The organism is Pedobacter sp. (genome assembly GCF_045628745.1).
Lineage (GTDB): Bacteria > Bacteroidota > Bacteroidia > Sphingobacteriales > Sphingobacteriaceae > Pedobacter.
In genome coordinates this window covers 1-21,092 of sequence record NZ_JAZQPU010000223.1, presented here as the reverse complement: position 1 = coordinate 21,092, position 21,092 = coordinate 1, and the positions used below count along the sequence as shown (strand labels likewise).

General features: G+C 41.3%; 13 protein-coding genes. 11 read left to right on the top strand and 2 right to left on the bottom strand.

Going from position 1 to position 21,092, the window contains the following annotated elements; all coding sequences use genetic code 11:
• Positions 1–3 precede the first annotated feature (3 nt).
• The 6 genes from ACR2F7_RS08480 (at position 4) to uxuA (ending at position 10,279) form a co-directional block, all read left to right on the top strand.
• Positions 4–1,065: a metallophosphoesterase gene (locus ACR2F7_RS08480; protein ID WP_432713146.1), complete on the top strand. Its 1,062-nt coding sequence runs from the start codon at positions 4–6 to the stop codon at positions 1,063–1,065.
• Positions 1,037–3,403 carry a GAF domain-containing protein gene (locus tag ACR2F7_RS08475; RefSeq protein WP_432713145.1) on the top strand — a complete coding sequence of 789 codons (2,367 nt, stop codon included), beginning with the start codon at positions 1,037–1,039 and terminating at the stop codon, positions 3,401–3,403. Before ACR2F7_RS08480 ends, ACR2F7_RS08475 begins: the two co-directional genes overlap by 29 nt.
• Position 3,404: 1 nt before the next feature.
• Positions 3,405–5,969, top strand: a complete 2,565-nt coding sequence (locus ACR2F7_RS08470; RefSeq protein ID WP_432713144.1) for a BamA/TamA family outer membrane protein — start codon at positions 3,405–3,407, stop codon at positions 5,967–5,969.
• A gap of 7 nt (positions 5,970–5,976) precedes the next feature.
• On the top strand, positions 5,977–7,248 hold the full coding sequence (locus ACR2F7_RS08465) for an NAD(P)/FAD-dependent oxidoreductase (protein WP_432713143.1): 1,272 nt from the start codon (positions 5,977–5,979) through the stop codon (positions 7,246–7,248).
• A gap of 127 nt (positions 7,249–7,375) precedes the next feature.
• Positions 7,376–9,061 (top strand): sodium/sugar symporter, encoded by a 1,686-nt coding sequence (locus ACR2F7_RS08460; protein ID WP_432713142.1) that lies wholly within the window; start codon positions 7,376–7,378, stop codon positions 9,059–9,061.
• A gap of 48 nt (positions 9,062–9,109) precedes the next feature.
• The gene (uxuA, locus tag ACR2F7_RS08455; protein ID WP_432713141.1) at positions 9,110–10,279 is read left to right on the top strand and encodes a mannonate dehydratase; all 1,170 of its coding nucleotides are present in this window, start codon (positions 9,110–9,112) and stop codon (positions 10,277–10,279) included.
• Positions 10,280–10,306: 27 nt separating this feature from the next.
• Here uxuA and ACR2F7_RS08450 read toward each other — a convergent pair whose 3' ends face one another.
• Both ACR2F7_RS08450 and ACR2F7_RS08445 read right to left on the bottom strand, forming a co-directional pair.
• A complete protein-coding gene (locus ACR2F7_RS08450) occupies positions 10,307–11,329 on the bottom strand; it encodes a LacI family DNA-binding transcriptional regulator (RefSeq protein ID WP_432713140.1) in 1,023 nt (340 codons plus the stop codon).
• A 21-nt stretch (positions 11,330–11,350) separates the two neighbouring features.
• Positions 11,351–12,364 (bottom strand): LacI family DNA-binding transcriptional regulator, encoded by a 1,014-nt coding sequence (locus tag ACR2F7_RS08445; protein WP_432713139.1) that lies wholly within the window; start codon positions 12,362–12,364, stop codon positions 11,351–11,353.
• A gap of 226 nt (positions 12,365–12,590) precedes the next feature.
• On the opposite strand from ACR2F7_RS08445, the gene ACR2F7_RS08440 reads away from it, so the two are divergent.
• From ACR2F7_RS08440 to ACR2F7_RS08420, 5 genes are all read left to right on the top strand, one after another.
• Positions 12,591–15,824 (top strand): SusC/RagA family TonB-linked outer membrane protein, encoded by a 3,234-nt coding sequence (locus ACR2F7_RS08440; RefSeq protein ID WP_432713138.1) that lies wholly within the window; start codon positions 12,591–12,593, stop codon positions 15,822–15,824.
• An 18-nt stretch (positions 15,825–15,842) separates the two neighbouring features.
• Positions 15,843–17,702 carry a RagB/SusD family nutrient uptake outer membrane protein gene (locus tag ACR2F7_RS08435; protein WP_432713137.1) on the top strand — a complete coding sequence of 620 codons (1,860 nt, stop codon included), beginning with the start codon at positions 15,843–15,845 and terminating at the stop codon, positions 17,700–17,702.
• A 16-nt stretch (positions 17,703–17,718) separates the two neighbouring features.
• Entirely contained in the window at positions 17,719–19,368 is a 1,650-nt protein-coding gene (locus ACR2F7_RS08430; RefSeq protein ID WP_432713136.1) for a hypothetical protein, read from the top strand.
• An 18-nt stretch (positions 19,369–19,386) separates the two neighbouring features.
• Positions 19,387–20,133, top strand: a complete 747-nt coding sequence (locus ACR2F7_RS08425; protein ID WP_432713135.1) for a rhamnogalacturonan acetylesterase — start codon at positions 19,387–19,389, stop codon at positions 20,131–20,133.
• 144 nt (positions 20,134–20,277) lie between these two features.
• Positions 20,278–21,092: pectinesterase family protein (locus ACR2F7_RS08420; RefSeq protein WP_432713134.1), on the top strand; the 815-nt coding region annotated here is incomplete at its 3' end.

The following is a 21,092-nucleotide window of genomic DNA, read 5'->3' as shown; positions in this document are numbered from 1 at the left end:
CCAATGAAAAAGCTACTCCTCTTTCTGCTTATTCTTTGTTGCGTTGAGCATTTACAAGCACAACAGGATGAGTCCATCCTTTCGAGGATCATCTTTATTGGCGATGCCGGCGAAATACATGCCGAGCAAACCGCGGTCATCAAACATGCTGCAGCGCAAATTATAAAGGGTAAAACACAGGTGATGTTCCTCGGCGATAACATCTACCCTAAAGGCATGGGCTTACCCGGCAGCGCAGAGGAGGAGCAGACGAAAAATATATTGCGCTCACAATTCCAGCCTATGCGAAAAAACGGGGCCCCGGTTTATTTTATTCCGGGTAACCACGATTGGGATGACTCAGGGCGCAACGGACTGGCAAAGATCAAAAGACAGTGGGCTTTTTTAAAGGAACAAAATGACAGCCAGCTTAAAATGGTGCCGCCAAATGGTTGTCCCGATCCTATAGAAATTAAGGTTTCGCCAAAACTCACCATGATTGTGTTCGACAGTGAATGGTGGTTGTTTCCCCATGACAAGGAAAATGCCATCGCCAATTGCGATTGCAACAGCAAGGAAGCCGTATTGGCACGTTTCAGGAGGCTGAAGGAACAGAATAAAGATAAAGTTATCCTGCTGCTCTCACACCATCCTTTTCAATCGTATGGTGCCCATGGCGGCTATTTTAGAATCCCCATTATTGGGGATATTTACAGAGCCGTTCGCTTAGCTTTATTTTCACGTGAAGATCTTCCTCATCCCCGCTACCGGGAAATGATAGATAAAATTAGTGGAATCTTCAATAGTGCGCCCAATGTTATTTATGTTGCCGGGCATGAGCATGGTTTACAGCTCATCAAAAGTAAAAAAATACAGATCATCAGCGGGTCAGCGTCAAAAAAAAGTTCGGTGTTTAAAGGAGAAAACTCGTTATTTGCATCAAATAAGCCGGGGTATGTCATTGCAGACTTAATGCCCGGGCAAATGCTCAAACTCACTTTTTTTAACGACAAAGGAACAGGTATAAAGAAGGTGTTCACACATATAATAAATACAAATGCAAGCCATAAAGCTAGATCTCAATAAATCCGTCGATGGCACTGCTTGTGATATTGGCGTACACGTTAAGTTTTCTTTTCGGCCGTTCATAGATTACATCACCCGAAAAGCGGAGACTGAAAAAACTGCCAAGGTGGTTTTCTATCAATATATATTAAAGAAATTCAAGGCATACCCTGAAGTGTCGCAGCCTATACAAGCAAATCAGCTGCAACATTATAAGCCGCTTTTTGAACTGGTCTATTCGGCAGTGTCGCCCTTACTCCACACGGAAAGCAATCACCTCTGGGCAATAGGGGAACCTGTATGCCCTTGTTTTTATTCAGGCACAAATGCTTTTTATAAGGAACTGCTGGATAGCAATACCGGGCAGTTAAAGGCCGACTTAAGGCTGCCTAATGCGGTGGACATGAAAAAAAGCTTACTCACCAGTTTCTATAACCTGGTGCTCGAGCGCTTTTATAATTTCAATTTTACGGTAAGCAATTTCACGGTAAAGTCGATCATGGACACGGAGACGAAACTGCTGAAATACTATCGTTTTAATGTAGACAACCGCTTTCTGGAAATCAACTATAATGGGGAGCTGCCTGAATTAAAGCTGCAGCATATCAAAGATAAACTTTGGAACGAGGCCAATAGCCTGCAAATTCTGCAAACCTTATTACCTCCGGAAAAATTCAGTATCCAGGGAATAGCCATTGTCAACCTCATCGATGTAACGGGAGAATATGCGCTGGAAACAGTCAAAAATGTAATCATTAAACACCAGAAATCAGTTTCCGGCGCTTTAGTAACTCCCATAGAAATAGCCCTGCAAACCCTCGTGGGCTGTGCTGATGTCCAGTTTAGGTTGTTACCGTTTCTTCGCCTTAATGGTAAATATGTAATGAACAATCACAATGGCTTTGAGAGTGTGGTATTGAAGCTCACCAATACCAATGTGAAGCATCAGCTGCTTTACAAAAAGCGAATGAAGTTATACCTTGAAAACCCTCGCAGGCTTATTTTTCCGGAAATTACTGAAGAGGAGCAACGTGATTTCCCCATATTGAGGTTACTATACCAGGATGGGATCACTTCCTATGCCATCTTTCCTTTATATTTTAATGGCAACCTGGTGGGTGGGATAGAGGTTTATACCAGGGATCCGGAGAAATTTAAAAATTACATACTCTCCAAGCTGGAAACGGCTTTTTCTTTACTCAGCCAGCTCATGCAAAACCTGATGACGGATTTTGAACAGGAACTTTCCAATGTCATCACCGATAAGTTTACCTCTTTGCAGCCTGCCGTGCGCTGGCGTTTTCAGGAGGCAGCTTACAATTACCTCTCTTCAGGTGCCCAGAAACAGAACTTACCTATAGAGAAGGTCTTTTTTGAAAATGTACAGCCTTTTTATGGTGCCATAGATATTAAAGACTCCAGTATCAAACGCAACTTTGCCTTACGTACTGATCTTCAACATCATTTAAAACTGCTCAAAGCTTTATTGGTGAATATTCAGCAGGTGTGCACCAGGGAATTGAAAGATAAGATTGTTCATCAAGTGAAGGAGAGTGAACTGGAAGGGATGGAAGAAATTTCAGACAGGCAGATCATGCAGATGGAAGATTACCTGACCCGCCAGCTGCCAGCTGAATTGTCGCTTTTTGCACAGGAACATCCTGAGTTAAAAGAGTTGATTAACGCCTATTTGGCTATCCTTACTGATAAGGAGAAGTTGTATCACCATAGCCTGCGCTATGAGGAAAGCATGCGGCAAATCAACCAGGTCATTACACAGCACCTTGAATCCTACAATGCTGCTGTTCAGGCTATTTTCCCTTGTTATTTTGAAAAATTCAGAACAGATGGCGTGGAATTTGACCTTTATATGGGGCAGAGTATTGCACCTGAGCAGACCATGCCCAAAGATTTAAAATATACCTTAAGGCTGATGCAGTTGGAAGTGATGGCCAACATTTCAAGGGCAACCACAGCAATGGCACCAGAGCTTGCCATTTACATGCAAACCACGCAGTTGATCTTTGTTTATGAAAAGTTGATCGATATTAGCTTCAGGGTAGATGAGCAAAGGTTTGATGTGGAAGGAAGTTATAACATCCGTTACCAGATGGTGAAAAAAAGGATTGATAAGGCCCATAGAAAAGACACACAAGAACGTCTTACGCAACCTGGAAAAATCACCATTATTTACTTCAACAGCTGGGAAGGCACAGAATATGTAGCATATATCAAAAAGTTGCAGCAACAGCAATTGTTACAGGATGACCTGGAGTATATTGATGTGGAAGAGTTACAAGGTGTAGAAGGTTTAAAAGCATTAAGAGTAGGGGTCGTACCTGATCATAAAGATTTATAAAATGAAGAAACTTCTCCTGGTGTTTTTAGCGTGTTCATGCTACTTGTCTACTTATGCCCAGCAAAAAAAGGCAAGCGATTCTATTGTTGTTGCCATTGCCCCTGAATATGACCAGGTAGGGAAAAGTCACCGTTTATTTCTGGGCGACAACTACCGCAAGTTATGGGCTACACCAGTGAAAATGCGGATACTGGACATCAGGAAAGAACGCGGAGGATTAACTATAGCTAAATTGGGTGGCGGCAACCAAACACGATCCATACGATTTGCTGATCCACAGGGTAAAGAATGGGTGCTGCGCACTATACAGAAATACCCCGAAAGAGGCTTGCCTGAAAATTTAAGGCCTACTATTGCCAAAAAGATTGTTCAAGATCAGGTGTCTACAGGGCACCCCTTTGCAGCTTTGGTTGTGCCACCATTGGCAACAGCATTGCAGCTTCCACATGCTAATCCTGAAATCGTATATGTTGCCGATGATCCCGGGTTAATGGAATACCAGAAGGATTTTGCCAATGCGGCCTATTTATTCGAAGAGCGGGAACCCCTGAATGTGGAAGAAACGGATAATACAGATAAAGTACAGAAGAAATTACAACAGAACAATGATAACCGCACTAACCAGAAATTAACGTTAAGGGCGCGGTTGCTTGATTTTGTGATTGGCGACTGGGACAGGCATGAAGATAACTGGCGCTGGCTGCCACTGAAAGATGCCGATGGCACATTATACACACCCATCCCCAGAGATAGGGACAAGGTTTTCTATAAAACTACAGGTGTATTTCCCTGGATACTTTCGCACCAATGGTTAAAATCCAACTTACAGCCTTACAGTGAAAACATTAGAGACATCAATGGCTGGAATTTCAACGCCCGTTTTTTTGACCGTTATTTTTTAAATGAATTAAGTGCTGAAGATTGGCTGGAAGAAGTAACGATAGTTCAAAAGGCCATTACCCCAACCCTAGTGGAGCAAGCCATTCACTTAATGCCGCCCGCTGTGGTTGCGCAAAGTGGCGCAGAGGTGAGCACAGCCTTGAACGGCAGGGTAGCCAGATTGAAAGACCTCGCTATGGAATATTATCATTTCCTGTCAGAAAAGGTAGAAATTCCTGCTTCTGACAAAAGGGAGAAGTTTGAGCTGGATTATCAAAATGATGGCAGCCTGAAGCTGACCATCAGAAATATCAAAAAAGACGGCACTATAGGTAGAAAACTATACGACCGTAACTTCAATCCCGCGGTGACTAAGGAAATCAGGCTTTATGGCTTTGGTGGGGAGGATCTTTTTGAGTTGAAGGGCACTGAGAAGTCTAAGATCAAGGTGAGGATGATAGGTGGCGATGGTGCTGATCAGTTTGCTATTGCTTCAGATTTCGCCAATAAAAACAGAACTTATATTTATGACAGGACCGACGGTGGAAACAATTTACCTCCAGCAGGTTTAGCCAAATTACGTTTAGCCAATGACACCTTAGTCAATCAATATGATAAAAGAAGCTTTATGTTCGACAGATTTGGTCCGCAGTTTCGCTTCAACTATAGCCTTGACCAGGGGCTCCAAATTGGTGCTGGCCTCATTTATGAAAAGCAGGGATTCAGGAAAACACCTTATGCCTTTAAGCAAGAATTCTGGGCCACTTATACCACAGGGCGCGAATCTTTTATCTTAAACTATGCCGGAGATTTTAAAAAAGTTATTGGGGAAAACGACCTTAAAGTAGATGTCAATTTGTTGGGGCCTAATAATTTAAGTAACTTCTATGGTATAGGAAATGAAACGGAATTTGTAGATGAAGGTGAGAAGGAAATGCCATATTACCGCAACCGCTATGATTATTTAACGGCAGATGTTAAGCTGGCCCGTGCTTTAGGCTCTAAAATGAAAGTTGAAGGGGGACTTTCCAGTGAATTCTACACGAGTAAACTTTCTTCTAATGAGCAGCGCTTTTTGAAGGACTTTAATTTGCTGAACCCTGATCAGGAAGTTTTTAGAGACCGTACCTATGTAGGGTTGGCAACGAATTTAATTTACGACAGCCGTGATGCTGTAGCCATTCCATCCAAAGGAATTTACTGGAAAACAGGCCTGAGCTATAAAACAGAATTAGGGGGTTTGGAAGATCAATATGGTAAAATTCAAACAGAATTCAGATTTTATCTACATCCTGGTAGTTCCAACGTGGTAATTGCCAATCGTATTGGTGGAGGGGTAACTTTTGGTGAGCCCACCTTTTACCAGCGGATGCAATTAGGAGGGTCGCATACGTTGAGGGGTTTCCACAGCAATCGTTTTACCGGAAAAGCTATGGCTTATTACAACCTGGAGCTGAGGCTGAAACTGTTTAACTTCACCTCTTATATCGTACCGGGCGCTGTAGGGTTAATTGCTTTTAATGATATCGGCAGGGTATGGGAGCCTCATGAAGATTCTAAGAAATGGCATGATGGCTATGGTGGTGGCCTATACGTGATTCCGGCAGAGTTATTGCTTATTCAAGCTGCGGTGGGGGTATCAAAAGAAGGTGCCTTACCGTACATTTCTATAGGCTTTAATTTTTAACGTATATATGCAGAAAAAGATAGTGATAATTGGCGGAGGCTTTGCCGGCATTAACCTGGCTAAAAGTCTTTCAAAAAATGCTGCTTTCCATATTACTGTGGTCGATAAAAACAATTATAACTTTTTTCCGCCCTTAATTTACCAGGTTGCTACAGGCTTTTTGGAGCCCTCCAGCATCAGCTATCCTTTCAGAAAGCTTTTTGCGAGTAGAAAAAACCTCCATTTCAGGCTCGGTAAATTAAAGCAAGTGATGCCCGGATCGCAAAAGATCATGCTCGACAATGGCGAATTGACCTATGATGAGCTTGTATTTGCCACTGGTGCAGAAACAAACTTCTTTGGCAACGAGCATATCAAAAAGAATGCGATCCCTATGAAAACGCTGAGTGATGCTATATCTATGCGTAACACCTTATTGATGCGTTTAGAACAAGCCTCCATTTCAGAAGACCCTGTGGAGATTGAAAAGTTACTTACCCTGGTGGTTGCCGGTGGAGGCCCTACTGGGGTGGAAATTTCAGGCATGTTTGCAGAAATGAAACTAGGCATCCTGAGAAAGGATTATCCTGAACTTGCTGGAAAATCTGGCGGGATTTACCTGGTGGATGGTGGCAATTTTGTATTGTCGCCCATGAGTACCAATTCCCAACATTATACTACAGAAGCTTTGCAAAAACTGGGTGTACAGCTCATCATGAATATGCATGTCGATGATTTTGTTGATGACCAGGTACTGCTTTCTGATGGCAGGGTTATTCATGCTAAAAACCTGATTTGGGCAGCGGGGGTTACTGCAAAAGTATTTGAGGGCATACCTGCAGAAAGTATAGGCAGGGGCAAAAGAATGCTGGTTAATGAATTTAACCAGGTGGCTGGCTTACAGCATGTCTATGCCATTGGCGATACCTGTTTGCAAACTACCGATGCTAATTACACTGAAGGACATCCCCAGGTGGCTCAGGTAGCTATACAGCAAGGTAGAAACCTCAGCAAAAACTTAATCCTTCAGCTCAACAACAAACCTATGCGGGCCTTTAGCTATACCGATAAGGGGAGTGTCGCCATTATAGGAAGCAATAAAGCTGTGGCCGATTTAGGTGGTTCAAAAGTACACCTCAATGGTTTTTTTGCCTGGCTGGCATGGCTATTTATCCACCTGATTGCGCTGATCACTTACAGAAACCGGCTAACAACATTCTGGAACTGGATGATTGCCTATTTCTCCAAAGATCAATCGCTGCGAATGATCATCAGGCCTGCCGAAGAGGAGGTTTCCTAAATTATGCTTTCCTGCAGGAGGTGCTGAAAACGATTGCGTAAATTTAACAGTCAAACATCGAAATTTGTGCCCTTATTTATTTGTCCATAGCATAAATAAATATACATTTGAGTTGATCTAAACTAAAATGAGCACTTTACATTTTCTGGATTACGTTGTATTTCTAGTCTACTTTGTTATTGTTTCTGCTTACGGTTTTTGGATTTATTACAAGAAAAAATCAGCAAAGCGCGATTCCAAAGATTACTTCCTTGCTGAAGGTTCCCTGACGTGGTGGGCCATTGGTGCCTCCTTGATTGCATCTAATATTTCTGCTGAGCAGATGATTGGAATGAGTGGTTCCGGTTTCAAACTCGGTTTGGCTATATCGGCCTATGAATGGATGGCTGCAGCTACCTTAATTGTGGTAGCCATATTCTTTATGCCCGTCTACCTCAAGAATAAGATCTTTACCATGCCCCAGTTTTTAAGTCAGCGTTACAATGAAAATGTGGCGATGATTATGGCTGTTTTCTGGCTGGCCTTATATATTGTGGTCAACTTAATGTCTATTCTGTATTTGGGCGCCCTTGCCATCAGTGGTATCTCGGGCTTAGACATTACCCTCTGTATTTTTGCCCTTGCCCTTTTCGCTATTTTCATTACCCTCGGGGGAATGAAAGTAATAGGCTATACTGACGTGATCCAGGTGTTTTTTCTTGTCCTGGGTGGCATGGTAGCTACTTACCTGGCCTTGAACCTGATTTCTGACCAGCAAGGGATCATCAAAGGATTCTCTATTTTAACCAATGGTGCTTCAGAACATTTTAACCTGATTTTTAAGAAGGATAACCCGAATTACATGGACTTGCCGGGCTTAAGTGTTATAATTGGGGGCATGTGGATTGCTAACCTGAGTTACTGGGGTTGCAACCAATACATCACCCAAAGAGCATTAGGTGCATCTTTACCTGTGGCACGGTCAGGATTATTGTTTGCTGCTTTTTTAAAAATGCTGATGCCTGTTATTGTCGTTATTCCCGGTATTGCGGTTTACTATATCATCAAAGAAGATCTGGGTGGCATCAATAAAGATAGCTTGCTGTCTACCTCTGGCGTTCAGGATCCCAATAAAGCTTATCCCGCCTTGTTGCAATTATTACCCCAGGGATTAAAAGGTTTATCTTTTGCAGCATTAACCGCTGCTATTGTGGCCTCCCTTGCAGGAAAAGCCAATAGTATTGCCACTATTTTTACTTACGACATTTACAAAAAGGCATTCAACCCTGCAGCCAGTGAGCGTAAAATGGTAAATATAGGGAAGATTACAGTGGTCATTGCCATGTTTTTGGCCGTTACCTTGTCTTTAATTGTTGGCGATGCTTTGATGGGTGAGGGAAAACAAGGGTTTCAATATATCCAGGAATACACGGGCTTTGTATCGCCGGGCATCTTTGCCATGTTTATACTTGGTTTTTTCTGGAAAAAGACAACTTCCAGTGCAGCCATGTTTGCAACTATTGGTGGCTTCCTGATGTCTGTACTGCTCAAGTTTTTACCGGGCTGGATAGATTTAGACTTCTTATATCCCTACGGCTGGGGTGTAGCCAACAGCAGCGGCCTGTTCGAGATCCCTTTTATGGACCGCATGGTTATCGTATTTATTTTCTGCCTCATCGGCATGTACCTCATCAGCATTTACGAACATAAAAAAGGGGTGGTCAGCAAAGGCCTGGAAATAGATGCTTCCATGTTTAAAGTTTCCACACCTTTCGCTATTGGCTCTTTAATCATCCTGATTTTACTGGTAGCCCTTTATTCTGCCTTCTGGTAAAGGCCATCTCCAAAATAGATTTACATAAAATTTATACATATATACAGAATGAATCAACAAAAATTACTTCAAACATGGCGTTGGTATGGGCCTTCAGATCCAGTATCCTTACAAGATGTAAAACAAGCGGGTGCTACAGGAATTGTTTCTGCTTTACATCAGGTACCACATGGTGAAATATGGCCTGTGGACGCTATTTTAGAAAGAAAAGCCATTATTGAAGCAGCAGGCTTAGCCTGGGCAGTGGTAGAAAGTCTTCCCATCCACGAAGCTATTAAAACTCGCAGAGCCGATGCAGCGCTATATATTGAAAATTACAAACAATCTTTGATCAACTTATCGCAATGTGGTTTGCATACCATTTGCTATAATTTTATGCCTGTATTGGATTGGACACGTACACAGTTAGATTTAACCATGACTGATGGCTCTAAAGCTTTGTATTTTAACTGGATCGATCTGGCTATTTTTGATCTCTATATTTTAAAAAGAGAAGGTGCGGCGGCAGATTACAGTGAAAGCATCCAACAACAAGCTGGAGCTCGTTTGAAGACCCTTTCTGATGCGCAGTTAGAGGACTTGAGAATCAATGTGCTCATGGGAATTCCCAATGAGAAGGAAATTGAAATTGAAGCGCTGAGAAACAGCATTGATGTGTATAAAGCAATAGGCACACAGGGATTGAAAGATAACCTTGTTTATTTTCTTTCTCAGATTGCCGAAACCTGCGATAGCCATGGAATGAAAATGGCCATCCACCCGGATGATCCTCCTTATCCTATTTTAGGCTTACCTCGTATAGCCAGTACAAAAGAAGATTTGGTGTATATCCTTAAAAATGTAGACCAGCCTTTTAACGGTATTTGCTATTGCACAGGCTCTTTAGGTGCAGGGGTAACTAATGATGTCGTTGATATTTTTGATGCCATTAAAGAACGTGTATATTTCCTTCACTTAAGAAATGTAACTAAAGATGAAGAAGGCAATTTCTACGAGGCTGATCATTTAGGTGGCGATGTAAACATGTTTGAGGTGATGAAGGCAGTGACTGCTGAAAACCAAAAACGTGATACACCCATTCCATTCAGGCCAGACCATGGTCACCAGATGTTAGACGATTTAAATAAAGTCACCAATCCTGGTTATTCGGCTATTGGGCGCTTACGCGGCTTAGCAGAGTTGCGCGGTTTAGAAGTAGGCGTTACCGGAAATTACTAAATCCTTTTTTAACGATGATCCATCAGGTCATGAACATTTTTTGGTTGATGACCTGACCTGGATACTTGTATCCAGAAGAATAGTTTCAAAATCTGAAGGGGAGCCAGATCTTTTGATACTTTCAATCAATTTCTGTGCTGCGGTTCGCCCAATTTCATAAGTCGGCTGTCTAACTGTGGTCAGCGGAGGGTGAAAGGCATCAGCCATTTCTGTATTGCTAAAGCCTATAAAGGCTAAATCTGAGGGCACCTCGTATTTTGACTGTGCCAGCACAGATACACACTTTAGGGTAATCTGATCTGTGGCGGTTAACAGCGCATCAGGTTTATCGGGCAGCAGCATCAAACTGTTAATGATCTCTTCAAGGTCATCTGTTGAAAAATCAACATACCTTACATAGGCTTCGTTATAGGTAATATGATGGTCTTTCAAAGCCTTTAAATAGCCATTTAAACGTTCGCTGGTAATACTTAACTTTGTGTTGGTATTGAGGTGAGCAATTTTGCGGTAACCGTTATTAATTAAATGTACCGTGGCCTCATAAGCACCTTTAAAATTATTTGAGGCTACTTTATTGGTGTGGATATGCTCGCTGAGCCGATCAAACACAACAATGGGAATACCTGCTTTTTGCAGATCCTGTAGCTTCTCGAAGTTTGTGTTTTGATAGGCAGGGGAGATCAGTAAACCATCAATTCCACTTGCATAGAGCAGGTCAATACATTCATTTTCATGTTCCTGCAGTTCCTTACTTTGCATAATGATCAACTGGTAGCCTTTCTCGCTACAATAGCTATCAATACCTTCCAGCATTTGTGCTACATATTGATTGTTGAGCGAACAGATGATGACGCCAATGGTTCTGCTTTTACCTTCTTTAAGGCTGCGCGCCATGCGGTTGGGCACAAAGTTATGTGTTCTGGCATAGTCAAGAACTGCTTTCTTCGTCTCTGCACTAATCTGGTAATTATCTCTTAAGGCTCTGGAAACCGTAGATACAGAAACCTTTAAGGCCAGTGCGATGTCTTTTAAGGTGATGTTTTTTTTCATGCGCTGCAAACAAATCCAGAATTAACTACGGATGTCAAGCACGGTATCTAAAACCATGTGCTCAAACTCACTCACAGGATACTTACTTTCAATTAAATTGAGTAGCTTTTCTGTGGCAATTTGTCCTATTTCATAAGCTGGCTGTCGTACTGCCGTTAATGGAGGGGTGAGCAGACCGAGAACCTCGGCATTACTGAAACCTGTGATGGCAATGTCAGTGGGGATTTTGATGTTTAAATTTTTAAACACCATTAAACAGCCCAGGCTTAGCCTGTCGCCAGCTACAAAGATTGCATCTGGCCGATCCTGCATGTTCATCAGTTCTTTAATGGCGTCTTCCATCTCCTCATAAAACATTCCACCATGCGGACAATGTTTTAAGTAAGCTTCATTAAAGGGGATGCCGTGTTTTTCCAATGCTTTTTTATAGCCTTGAAGCCTTTCAATACTGATAGAAAGATGATCTGAACTTGTTAAATGGGCAATTTTTCTATACCCCTGGATGATGAGGTGTTCCGTTGCATCGAAGGCGCCTTTTTCATTATTGGCAACAATCTTATGTGTTTCAATTTCTTCGGGTACGCGGTCAAAAAAGACGATGGGCAAACCACGTTTATGCAGGGCTTTAAGGTGAGAGATGTCTCTTGTTTCGGCCGATAAAGACACCAGCAAGCCATCAACAGAACGGGAAGCCAAATGCTGGATATTTATTTTCTCACGGTCGTAAGACTCATGTGTTTGTGTAATAATAACGTGGTAACCACGGTCGTATGCTATAGATTCTATGCCATTGATGGCCTGTGAGAAATAGTGGTTGGCCACTTCGCTCACCACCACACCAATAGATTTACTGCGTCTTTCTTTTAAACTCTGTGCTATAGGATTTGGGCGGTAGTTAATTTTTTCAGCGTATTCCAGGACAATTTTTTTTGTTGCAGGGCTAATTTCATGCGTATCTCGTAAAGCGCGGGAAACGGTTGAAGTAGAAAGACCCAGGGCCTTGGCAATATCTTTTAAAGTAGAAGGCTCAAACATGCAATATAATTGGGAACTGCAATATAACCTTAAAATTCAGCTTACCATAATTATTTGGCAACGATGTCGGGAACGATTGCACAGATTTAATTTTAAGAATAAATTGCTTTATAAAAAATACAATGTAGACTTGTTATGAATAACTAACCAAGTATTTAATTTAACAATTGCCAATATCCTAAAAGTATGACTTTAAAGGCTCTATTGGTTTCATGATTAACGCTGTATGAAAAAAATTCTACTTCTGTTTGCTTTGTTGACTTCAGTTTATGGGGTTCTACAAGCTCAAACCAGGCAGGTATCGGGTGTGGTGACAGACCAAGGCACCAATGAACCTTTACCAGGGGTGAGCATCACAATTAAAGGCACTGCTATTGTTGTCAGTACCAATGAAAAAGGGGAATATAAAATCGCTGTTCCCACCAAAGGAGCCGTATCCTTACAAGCACGATACATCGGCTATAAATCCAACGAAATTGCGGTCACCTCTCAAAGTAAAGTCAACTTTGCCATGGCTGAAGATGTAAATGCTTTAAATGAAGTGGTGGTTAATATTGGCTATGGAACTGTTCGTAAGGAAGCCCTTACCGGTTCAGTATCTTCTGTAAGTGCCAAGGATATGGCTGATTTCCCCGTAAGTACAGCAGCACAAGCCCTTGCCGGAAAATTAGCCGGTGTTTCGGTAACCACCTCAGAAGGTAGTCCGGGTGCCGAGGTGCAGATTAAGGTACGTGGTGGAAGTTCATTAACAGGTGATAACGCTCCCTTATATATCGTAGATGGTATACAAGTAGAGAATGCCTTATCGATTCTTTCCCCCAATGAAATTCAAACTATCGATGTTTTAAAAGATGTAGCATCAACCTCCATTTATGGTAGCCGTGGTGCCAATGGGGTAGTCATCATTACCACTAAAAGTGGTAAATCAGGCCGTACCATAGTATCTTTTGATGCTTTTGCTGGTGCAAGACAAATTGTAAACCGACTGGAAACCTTAAATCCTTTTGAATTTGTAAAATACCAATACGAATTGTATAACAATGGTACTACACAACTGGTAAAAGATGATTTCACCAAAAGATACGGAACCTTCGAAGATTTAGACATTTACAAGAATGTTCAAAACATCAACTGGCAGGATGAAGTGTTCGGTCGTCAGGCCTTCTCTAATACAGAAGTATTTAACCTTGCTGGTGGAACGGATAAAACTACTTTTAACTTTACGGTTAATAATACCCGTGAAGAAGGTATTATGCTTGAATCTGGCTACAGAAGAACTTTTGCTTCTTTCCGTTTCGATCATAAAATATCTTCCAAATTCAGAACAGGAGTAAACGTTCGTTACAGTCGCCAAAGAGTTGATGGTGCCGGTACTTCCAGCACAGGCTCTTCTACAGCCAATCGTTTAAGAAATGCGGTGCGCTTTCAACCTTATGCAGGTGGCGGTGACTCAGGAGATATTTTTGATGCAGACTATGCTGTAACCAATTTAACCAACCCGGTGAGTTTAGCACATAATGAACTTAAATATGACTACAGGAATGATTTAATCAGTAGCGCATATCTGAATTATCAGATCATTAAAAACCTGTCCATTAGAAGTACAGTGGGTCTAAACTACCTTGATCGTAAAACCAATACCTTTAATGGTGTACTGAGTTATGCTTCAAGAAGTAATGGTAAAGGTTTGCCGGGTATCATTTTGTATAATTCAAATGGTACAAGTTTCATCAATACCAACGTTATCAATTACAAACCACAATTAGGTAAAAACCATACCTTAGAATTATTGGCCGGGCAGGAGCTGATTAAAAATGATGCTAATGCCAATAGTGCCAATATTAAATATTTCCCTATTAACATTACGGCAGAAGAGGCCTTTGCAAGTATCCAAAAAGCCGAACCTACAGATGGTGCTGTACAGGATAAACCGACTACAATAGTATCTGGAAACCGACAATTGTCTTTCTTTGCCAGGGCATCATATTCATATAAAGACCGTTATTTAGCAACACTTAACTTTAGAAGAGATGGCTCTTCCTTTTTTGCTCCTGGAAAACAGTGGGGAAATTTCCCATCTGCACAGGTTGCCTGGCGATTATCTGAAGAGGAATTCTTTAAAAATCAGGACATCAGCTGGATTGATAATGTTAAATTCCGTGTCAGTTATGGTGCTGCAGGAAATAACAGAATAGGACAGGATTTATTCCATACTTTATTTTCTTCAAATTCTACCGCAGGTGGCTATGCTTCAACAGATGCTGCTGTAAACACAGGTCTAATTGCAGGAGATGTTTTAGCCAATCCTAATATTACCTGGGAAACCAACACATCAACTAACGTAGGTTTAGATTTAGAGCTTTTAAAAAACCGCTTGTCCTTGAGTGTGGATTTATACGACAACAGAACAAAGAACTTATTACTTGATGCCAATATTCCTCCTATTAACGGCTATAAAACGCAGCAACAAAACGTAGGAAGAACCCAAAACAAAGGCTTAGAGGAGCAATTGAGCTGGCAAGCAGTAAAAACGCCTGCTTTCAGTTACAATACCAGCTTTAATATTTCCTTCAATAAAAACAAAATTGTTGAACTGCAAAATGGCGTAACGGCTTATACCACCCAATCTGGATGGGTGAATAGCTTAGAGGACTTTTATGTAGAAGTTGGAAAACCTGTAGGACAATTTTATGGTTTCATTTCTGATGGACGTTATACAGTCGACGATTTTACCTACACTCAAAATGCAAATACCGGAGCTTATACTTACACCTTGAAAACTGGTACCCCTAACAGCAGAGTATTAATTGGAAACAGAGAGCCACAACCCGGTGACATGAAAGTGAAGAAACTGTCAAGTTCAGAAAGCATGTTAATCGGTGAAGATGATAAAACAGTGTTGGGTAATGTACAGCCTAAGTTTACCGGAGGTTTTAATAACCAGTTTGCTTACAAGAATTTTGACATGACCGTATTTGTGAACTTTTCTGTAGGCAGTAAAGTATACAATGCAAATAAGCTGGAGTTTACTTCACAATATAATGTGAAAGACAATAACTTGTTGACCTTAACCAAAGATCGCTGGCAAAACTTCAATGAAAACGGTGTGCTGGTAACAGACCCCGCTTTATTAACGGCAATGAATGCCAATACTACTTTTTGGACCCCTACGCCCGGAAATTACGCCCTAACTTCCTTTGCTGTTGAAGACGGTTCCTTCTTAAGAATCAGCAATGTTACCCTGGGTTATACTTTGCCAGCCAAGCTGATGAAAAGTACAGGATTTATTTCTAAGCTCAGGTTTTATGGTACTGTCAATAACTTATATACCATTACAGGCTACAGCGGTTATGACCCTGAAGCCAACACCAGAAGATCAAATCCTTTAACTCCAGGAGTAGATTACGCTGCTTATCCTCGTAGCAGGTACATCCTTGCAGGTGTTAATCTTGTTTTTTAATCATCAGACATTAAGAAAATGAAAACGAAATTTTATAAAAGTGCTTTAATAGCCATTGCTATGGGTACCATCACCATAACACCATCCTGTAAAAAGGTATTAGATTATGAATCGCCCTCTACCTCTACACCATCTACCGTATTCGAAAGTACCACTTATACCAATGCTGCCTTAATTGGGGTATATAATAGGTTGGGTGGAGATAACGGTTATGGCAGCAGGCTTTCTACATTGTATCCACAAACAGCAGACGATTTTAAAACCTCCGGAAGCTACAGTTCAGCAGATAGACGAGGCATAAGCATGTATGGTGCAAGCTCTGATAACTCAGATCTATATAACCCTTTTGTGCAGCTTTATTCAGGCGTGGAGCGTGCTAATCTATGCATTAAATATATTCCGGAATCAAAGGTATATACTAATGGAACCGAGGCTGAAAAAGCTTTAATGAAGCGTTATTATGGTGAAGCATTGGCTTTACGCGCGCAGTTTTTATATGAATTAGTGCGCAACTGGGGCGATGTACCAGCACCTTTTGTGCCGGCTGCAGATGCAGAAACTTTATATGGGCCAAATGTGGATCATGAGCTCACGCTGAGCAGGTTAGTGGAAGACCTTAAAATTGCCGAAGAGTTGGTGCCCTGGAGGTCAGAAATTGCTGATTATGGCAGTTTCCGCTTTACCAAAGGAGCCATTAAAGGCTTAAGAGCAAGAATTGCTTTGGCAAGAGGTGGCTGGTCTTTAAAAATCAGTAACCATACCATGAGCCGCAATGCTGATTACCTTACTTATTACAAAATAGCCATGGAGGAATGTGCAGAGATCATGAACCACCGTGTAGATCATGACCTGAATCCTGTTTATGAAAATATCTTTAAATCTTTACATACAGCAGCAAGACAAGACAATGAACATGAGCTGATGTTTGAAGTTGCTGCTTTTGGCAGTGGTGCAAGCACAGACAGTAAACTGGGTTATTATAACGGCGTACGGTATAATTCTGCCTCTAACTTTGGCCAGGGTGGTGGTGGCATCAATGCTATACCTACCTATTTCTATGAATTTGACCAAAGTAAAGATAGCCGCAGAGACGTGACTATTGGTTTGTTTGAAATTACGGCAACATCGAAAAAGATCATGAATGCAGGGAATAGTTTAACCGATGGCAAGTTTAGAAAATCATGGACAGCTTTTAACAATTCATCATCTGCACAAAACTTTTCTATCAACTGGCCGATCCTGCGTTTTGCAGATATCTTATTAATGTATGCAGAGGCAGATAATGAAGTGAACAATGGTCCTTCGGCACAAGCTATTAATGCGCTTCAGTTGGTGCAGAAAAGAGCTTACGCAGGTTTTGAAAACAATATACCAGTGACACCAACCATTAAAAAAGACTTTTTTGATGCTATCGTAAAGGAAAGACTATTGGAATTTGGTGGCGAAGGCATCCGTAAATATGACCTGATCCGCTGGAACCTGATCCAAACCAAGTTTGAGGAAACCCGTGAAAAATTAAGACAGTTTATGGCCGGTACAGGTGCTTATGCCAACGTTCCTGCATACCTATATGCTAAAGAAAACACGTTTAACCAAAGCGCAAGTGTTGCAGAAGTGGCCTCTCTTGATTTATTGGGTGGCACACCGAATATTGTATTTTTTAGTCCTGGTTTAGGCACTTCATCGGCACCTGCAGGCTCTGGCTACTCGGTAAAAAACTGGCGTGCCTCGGTAACCAACGATGCGGTAAGTGGTGCAATAGCTGGCACGGCAAGTGGTTTTGCCACCTATTTTGAAGCCAACAAAAAAGAAGTATTCCCTTACCCAAAATCAGCGCTGATTGAAAATCCGGCCATGGTTCAAAATTTTGGATATTAAATTAATTAGGATCATCATGAAAAAATATATCTATCAAATTCTCTGTAATTTGTGCATCATAGCAAGTTTGTCATTAATGGTTTCCTCCTGTAAAAAAACGGAGGATGAACCTGCAGGACCTGCAAGGGTTTTTAAACCCGGAGAAATCAAAGTTACTTCGGCAGCAACCTCTGCCACATTAAGCTGGGTAAAACCTTTGCTTTCTACAGGTAAAGCTTTAACCTATACCGTAGATTTCTCTAAAGATTCCTTGTTTAGTACCATTGCCTTTACAACTACTGTCGATACAGCAGGTTATGTGGTTACAGAAGATAACATTGCTACCCGAACGCCTTATTTTGCAAGGGTTAAAGCAAATGCCATCGATCAGCAACCTGAATCGAAATACAATTACAGCAGTAAGTTTTCTTTAACTGGTATACAACTTTTTGAAAGGATACGTGAAAATGAGCTTAAAGAAACCAGTGTAACTTTACATTATGTTAAAACAGAAGGTTTAACTTCCATCAAGTTGACACCAGCCACAGGAACAGAGGTTACGGTGAGTTTATCTGCTGCCGATGCTGCTGCGGGTGTAAAGGAAATTCTAAACCTCACTGCAGGCATTAAATATTCGGCTGAGCTTTTTAGTGGTACCAAAAGCAAAGGTATTTTAACCTTTACCACCCTGGCGCCAACAAATTATACACAAATCATCTCACCGGCAGACAACCTAGCCAGTGTAATTGCAGGCGCTGCAAATAATGCAGTCATTGGTTTAAGAGCCGGTACTTACGACTTGTCGGCCGCCAGTACTTTTATTACCCAAAAAACTATTACGCTGAAATCTATCTCTGGTAATGCTAATGACACTAAAGTAAATTTCAAAGAAATTGATATTGAAGGCACAGGTGCAGGGATTATCCTTTCAGGTATTGAGTTTGATGGTACTGCTGGTGCTGCCTTATATTTCATCAATTTTATTGGCTCACAAGCTGCAAACGCCAGCGCAGCAACATTTACCAACGTAAAAGTCGACAACTGTATTGTACACGGTGCCACCACAGCCTTTATGAGAGGAAACAGGGGTTCTGCCGTAAGAGACCATAAAATTACCAACATAGAAGTCAATAATTCTATTGTTTACAATAATGGTGCTGACGGATCGTCCTCTTATTATGCTTTCCACTTGGATAACATGGAATTTGTGGCATTAAATATCAGCAAATCTACCTTTTATAACTTTGGTCCGGGATTGGTGCTTGCTTCGAAAACCTTGAATGCAAGTGTAACTCCAACGGTAACCATTAAACAATCTACCTTAAATGGTTTTGGAGGAAACAGTAAATATGCCTTATTAGATGCGGCTGCTAATCCTGTTAATTTTAGTATGCAAAGCAGTATATTTGCTAACACACCCAAATCTGGTACTGTAAATGCAGCGGCAATTAGAGCTACAGCAGCGGGTATAACATTGAGTATTTCTTCAAGCAATTATTTTAAATTGAAGAACTCCCTCACCGGGACAACGGCATTAACCTTTGGTACAGCTACGTTGACCAATAACCAAAGTATTGAACTGCCATGGACTACAGATACCCAAACGTTTGAACTTCCGGCAGGTTCTCCGTTACGTTCTGCAGCGAGTGATGCTACTGCTATAGGAGATCCACGATGGGCCTATTAATCTAAATTTTTAAAAACAATGATGAGGAACATCCTTAATGTAAGTCTGGTATTGACATTTCTGGTACTCGTTTCTTTTGTAGGGCGAAGCAAGAAAATTAAAGTCTACCTGATTGGTGATTCCACTATCTCGATCAAACAAACAAAAGCATACCCCGAAACTGGCTGGGGTATGCCTTTTGTAAATTTCTTTGACGAACAGGTGCAAATTGAAAACCGTGCGCAAAATGGGCGCAGCACCAGAACCTTTATTGAAGAAAAACGCTGGCAATCAGTAATGGATAGCTTGAAAGAAGGCGATTATGTCTTCATCCAGTTTGGGCACAATGATGAGGTGGAAACAAAAAGAAGTTATACACCACTAGCGGATTACGAAGCCAATCTCATCCGTTTTATTAAAGATACCAAAAGCAGAAAAGCCTTTCCTGTATTGCTAACCCCTGTATCAAGAAGACGCTTTGATGCCAGTGGAAAGGTAGAAGAAACACATCCTGTCTATTCAGAAAAGGTAATTGCAGTAGCTAAAGCACAAAATGTTCCTTTTATTGACCTTGACTTAAAAAGCAGGGAACTGTACCAAAAATTTGGTCCCGAAAAATCAAGGTTATTGTTTAACCAATTGCAGCCAGGGGTACACCCCAACTATCCGGCAGGTAAAATTGACGATACCCATTTCAATGAATTAGGTGCACGTGAAATTGCACAACTGGTGCTGCAGGAAATTAAAAACCTTAAACTTGGGCTAGCAGACCATATTGTAAAGTAAATTGTTGCTAATAAATTGAATTGTTTTGATGAGCAAATCAAGTTTGCATCGTCAGCAAGCTTACGCTTGCTGTGTTACCTGCAGCTAGTTGATAGGTTAAAATAAACAATCAATAGATCAGCACTAAACTTAGATGAGTTACCGATGAAAAAATTATTCTTTTCCCTGTTTTGTATGTTGATTACACTCCCGGCATGGAGCCAGGATCGTGTTTTTACCGTTGCCAAAGATGGCTCCGGTGATTTTAAAACCATTCAGGAGGCCATCAATGCTGTACCTGATTTTCGAAAAGTAACCACGGTCATTTCCATCAAAAATGGTGTTTACAAAGAAAAGCTGAACCTTTCTACGTCCAAAAAAATGGTGAAGCTCAAGGGTGAAAGTGTAGCTCACACGATTTTAACTTTTGATGATTATGCAACGAAGAAAAATACCTTCGGCGAAGAGAAAGGCACTTCCGGGTCTGCCAGTTTTTATATCTATGGCGATGGTTTCTCGGCAGAAAATATCACTTTTCAGAACTCCGCCGGACCAGTTGGCCAGGCCGTAGCCCTGTTGGTAGCGGGCGACAAAGCAGTATTCATCAACTGCAGGATGTTAGGTTTTCAGGATACCTTATACACCTTTGGTGCAAACAGCCGGCAGTATTATAAAAAATGTTATATTGAAGGAACGGTAGATTTCATATTTGGCTCGGCCACAGCGGTTTTTGAACAATGCGAAATCTATTGTAAAAAAGGTGGAGGTTACATTACCGCATCATCCTCACCTGATAGTTTAAAATATGGCTATGTATTTATTGACTGTAAAATAACCGGTAATGCGCCAGAAAGCTCCTTTTACCTGGGCAGACCATGGCGGCCTTATGGTAAAGCTGTATTTATCAATTGCGACCTTCCATCATTGATCAAAGCTGAAGGATGGAACAACTGGGGTAAAGAAAGCAATGAAAGCACGGC

Bases quoted from the DNA above. Each gene is read 5' to 3' on its own strand.
- ACR2F7_RS08450 (WP_432713140.1), bottom strand. From the start codon at position 11,329: ATGAAAAAAAACATCACCTTAAAAGACATCGCACTGGCCTTAAAGGTT.
- ACR2F7_RS08480 (WP_432713146.1), top strand. From the start codon at position 4: ATGAAAAAGCTACTCCTCTTTCTGCTTATTCTTTGTTGCGTTGAGCAT.
- ACR2F7_RS08425 (WP_432713135.1), top strand. From the start codon at position 19,387: ATGATGAGGAACATCCTTAATGTAAGTCTGGTATTGACATTTCTGGTA.
- ACR2F7_RS08470 (WP_432713144.1), top strand. From the start codon at position 3,405: ATGAAGAAACTTCTCCTGGTGTTTTTAGCGTGTTCATGCTACTTGTCT.
- ACR2F7_RS08440 (WP_432713138.1), top strand. From the start codon at position 12,591: ATGAAAAAAATTCTACTTCTGTTTGCTTTGTTGACTTCAGTTTATGGG.
- ACR2F7_RS08460 (WP_432713142.1), top strand. From the start codon at position 7,376: ATGAGCACTTTACATTTTCTGGATTACGTTGTATTTCTAGTCTACTTT.
- ACR2F7_RS08445 (WP_432713139.1), bottom strand. From the start codon at position 12,364: ATGTTTGAGCCTTCTACTTTAAAAGATATTGCCAAGGCCCTGGGTCTT.
- uxuA (WP_432713141.1), top strand. From the start codon at position 9,110: ATGAATCAACAAAAATTACTTCAAACATGGCGTTGGTATGGGCCTTCA.
- ACR2F7_RS08435 (WP_432713137.1), top strand. From the start codon at position 15,843: ATGAAAACGAAATTTTATAAAAGTGCTTTAATAGCCATTGCTATGGGT.
- ACR2F7_RS08465 (WP_432713143.1), top strand. From the start codon at position 5,977: ATGCAGAAAAAGATAGTGATAATTGGCGGAGGCTTTGCCGGCATTAAC.
- ACR2F7_RS08430 (WP_432713136.1), top strand. From the start codon at position 17,719: ATGAAAAAATATATCTATCAAATTCTCTGTAATTTGTGCATCATAGCA.
- ACR2F7_RS08475 (WP_432713145.1), top strand. From the start codon at position 1,037: ATGCAAGCCATAAAGCTAGATCTCAATAAATCCGTCGATGGCACTGCT.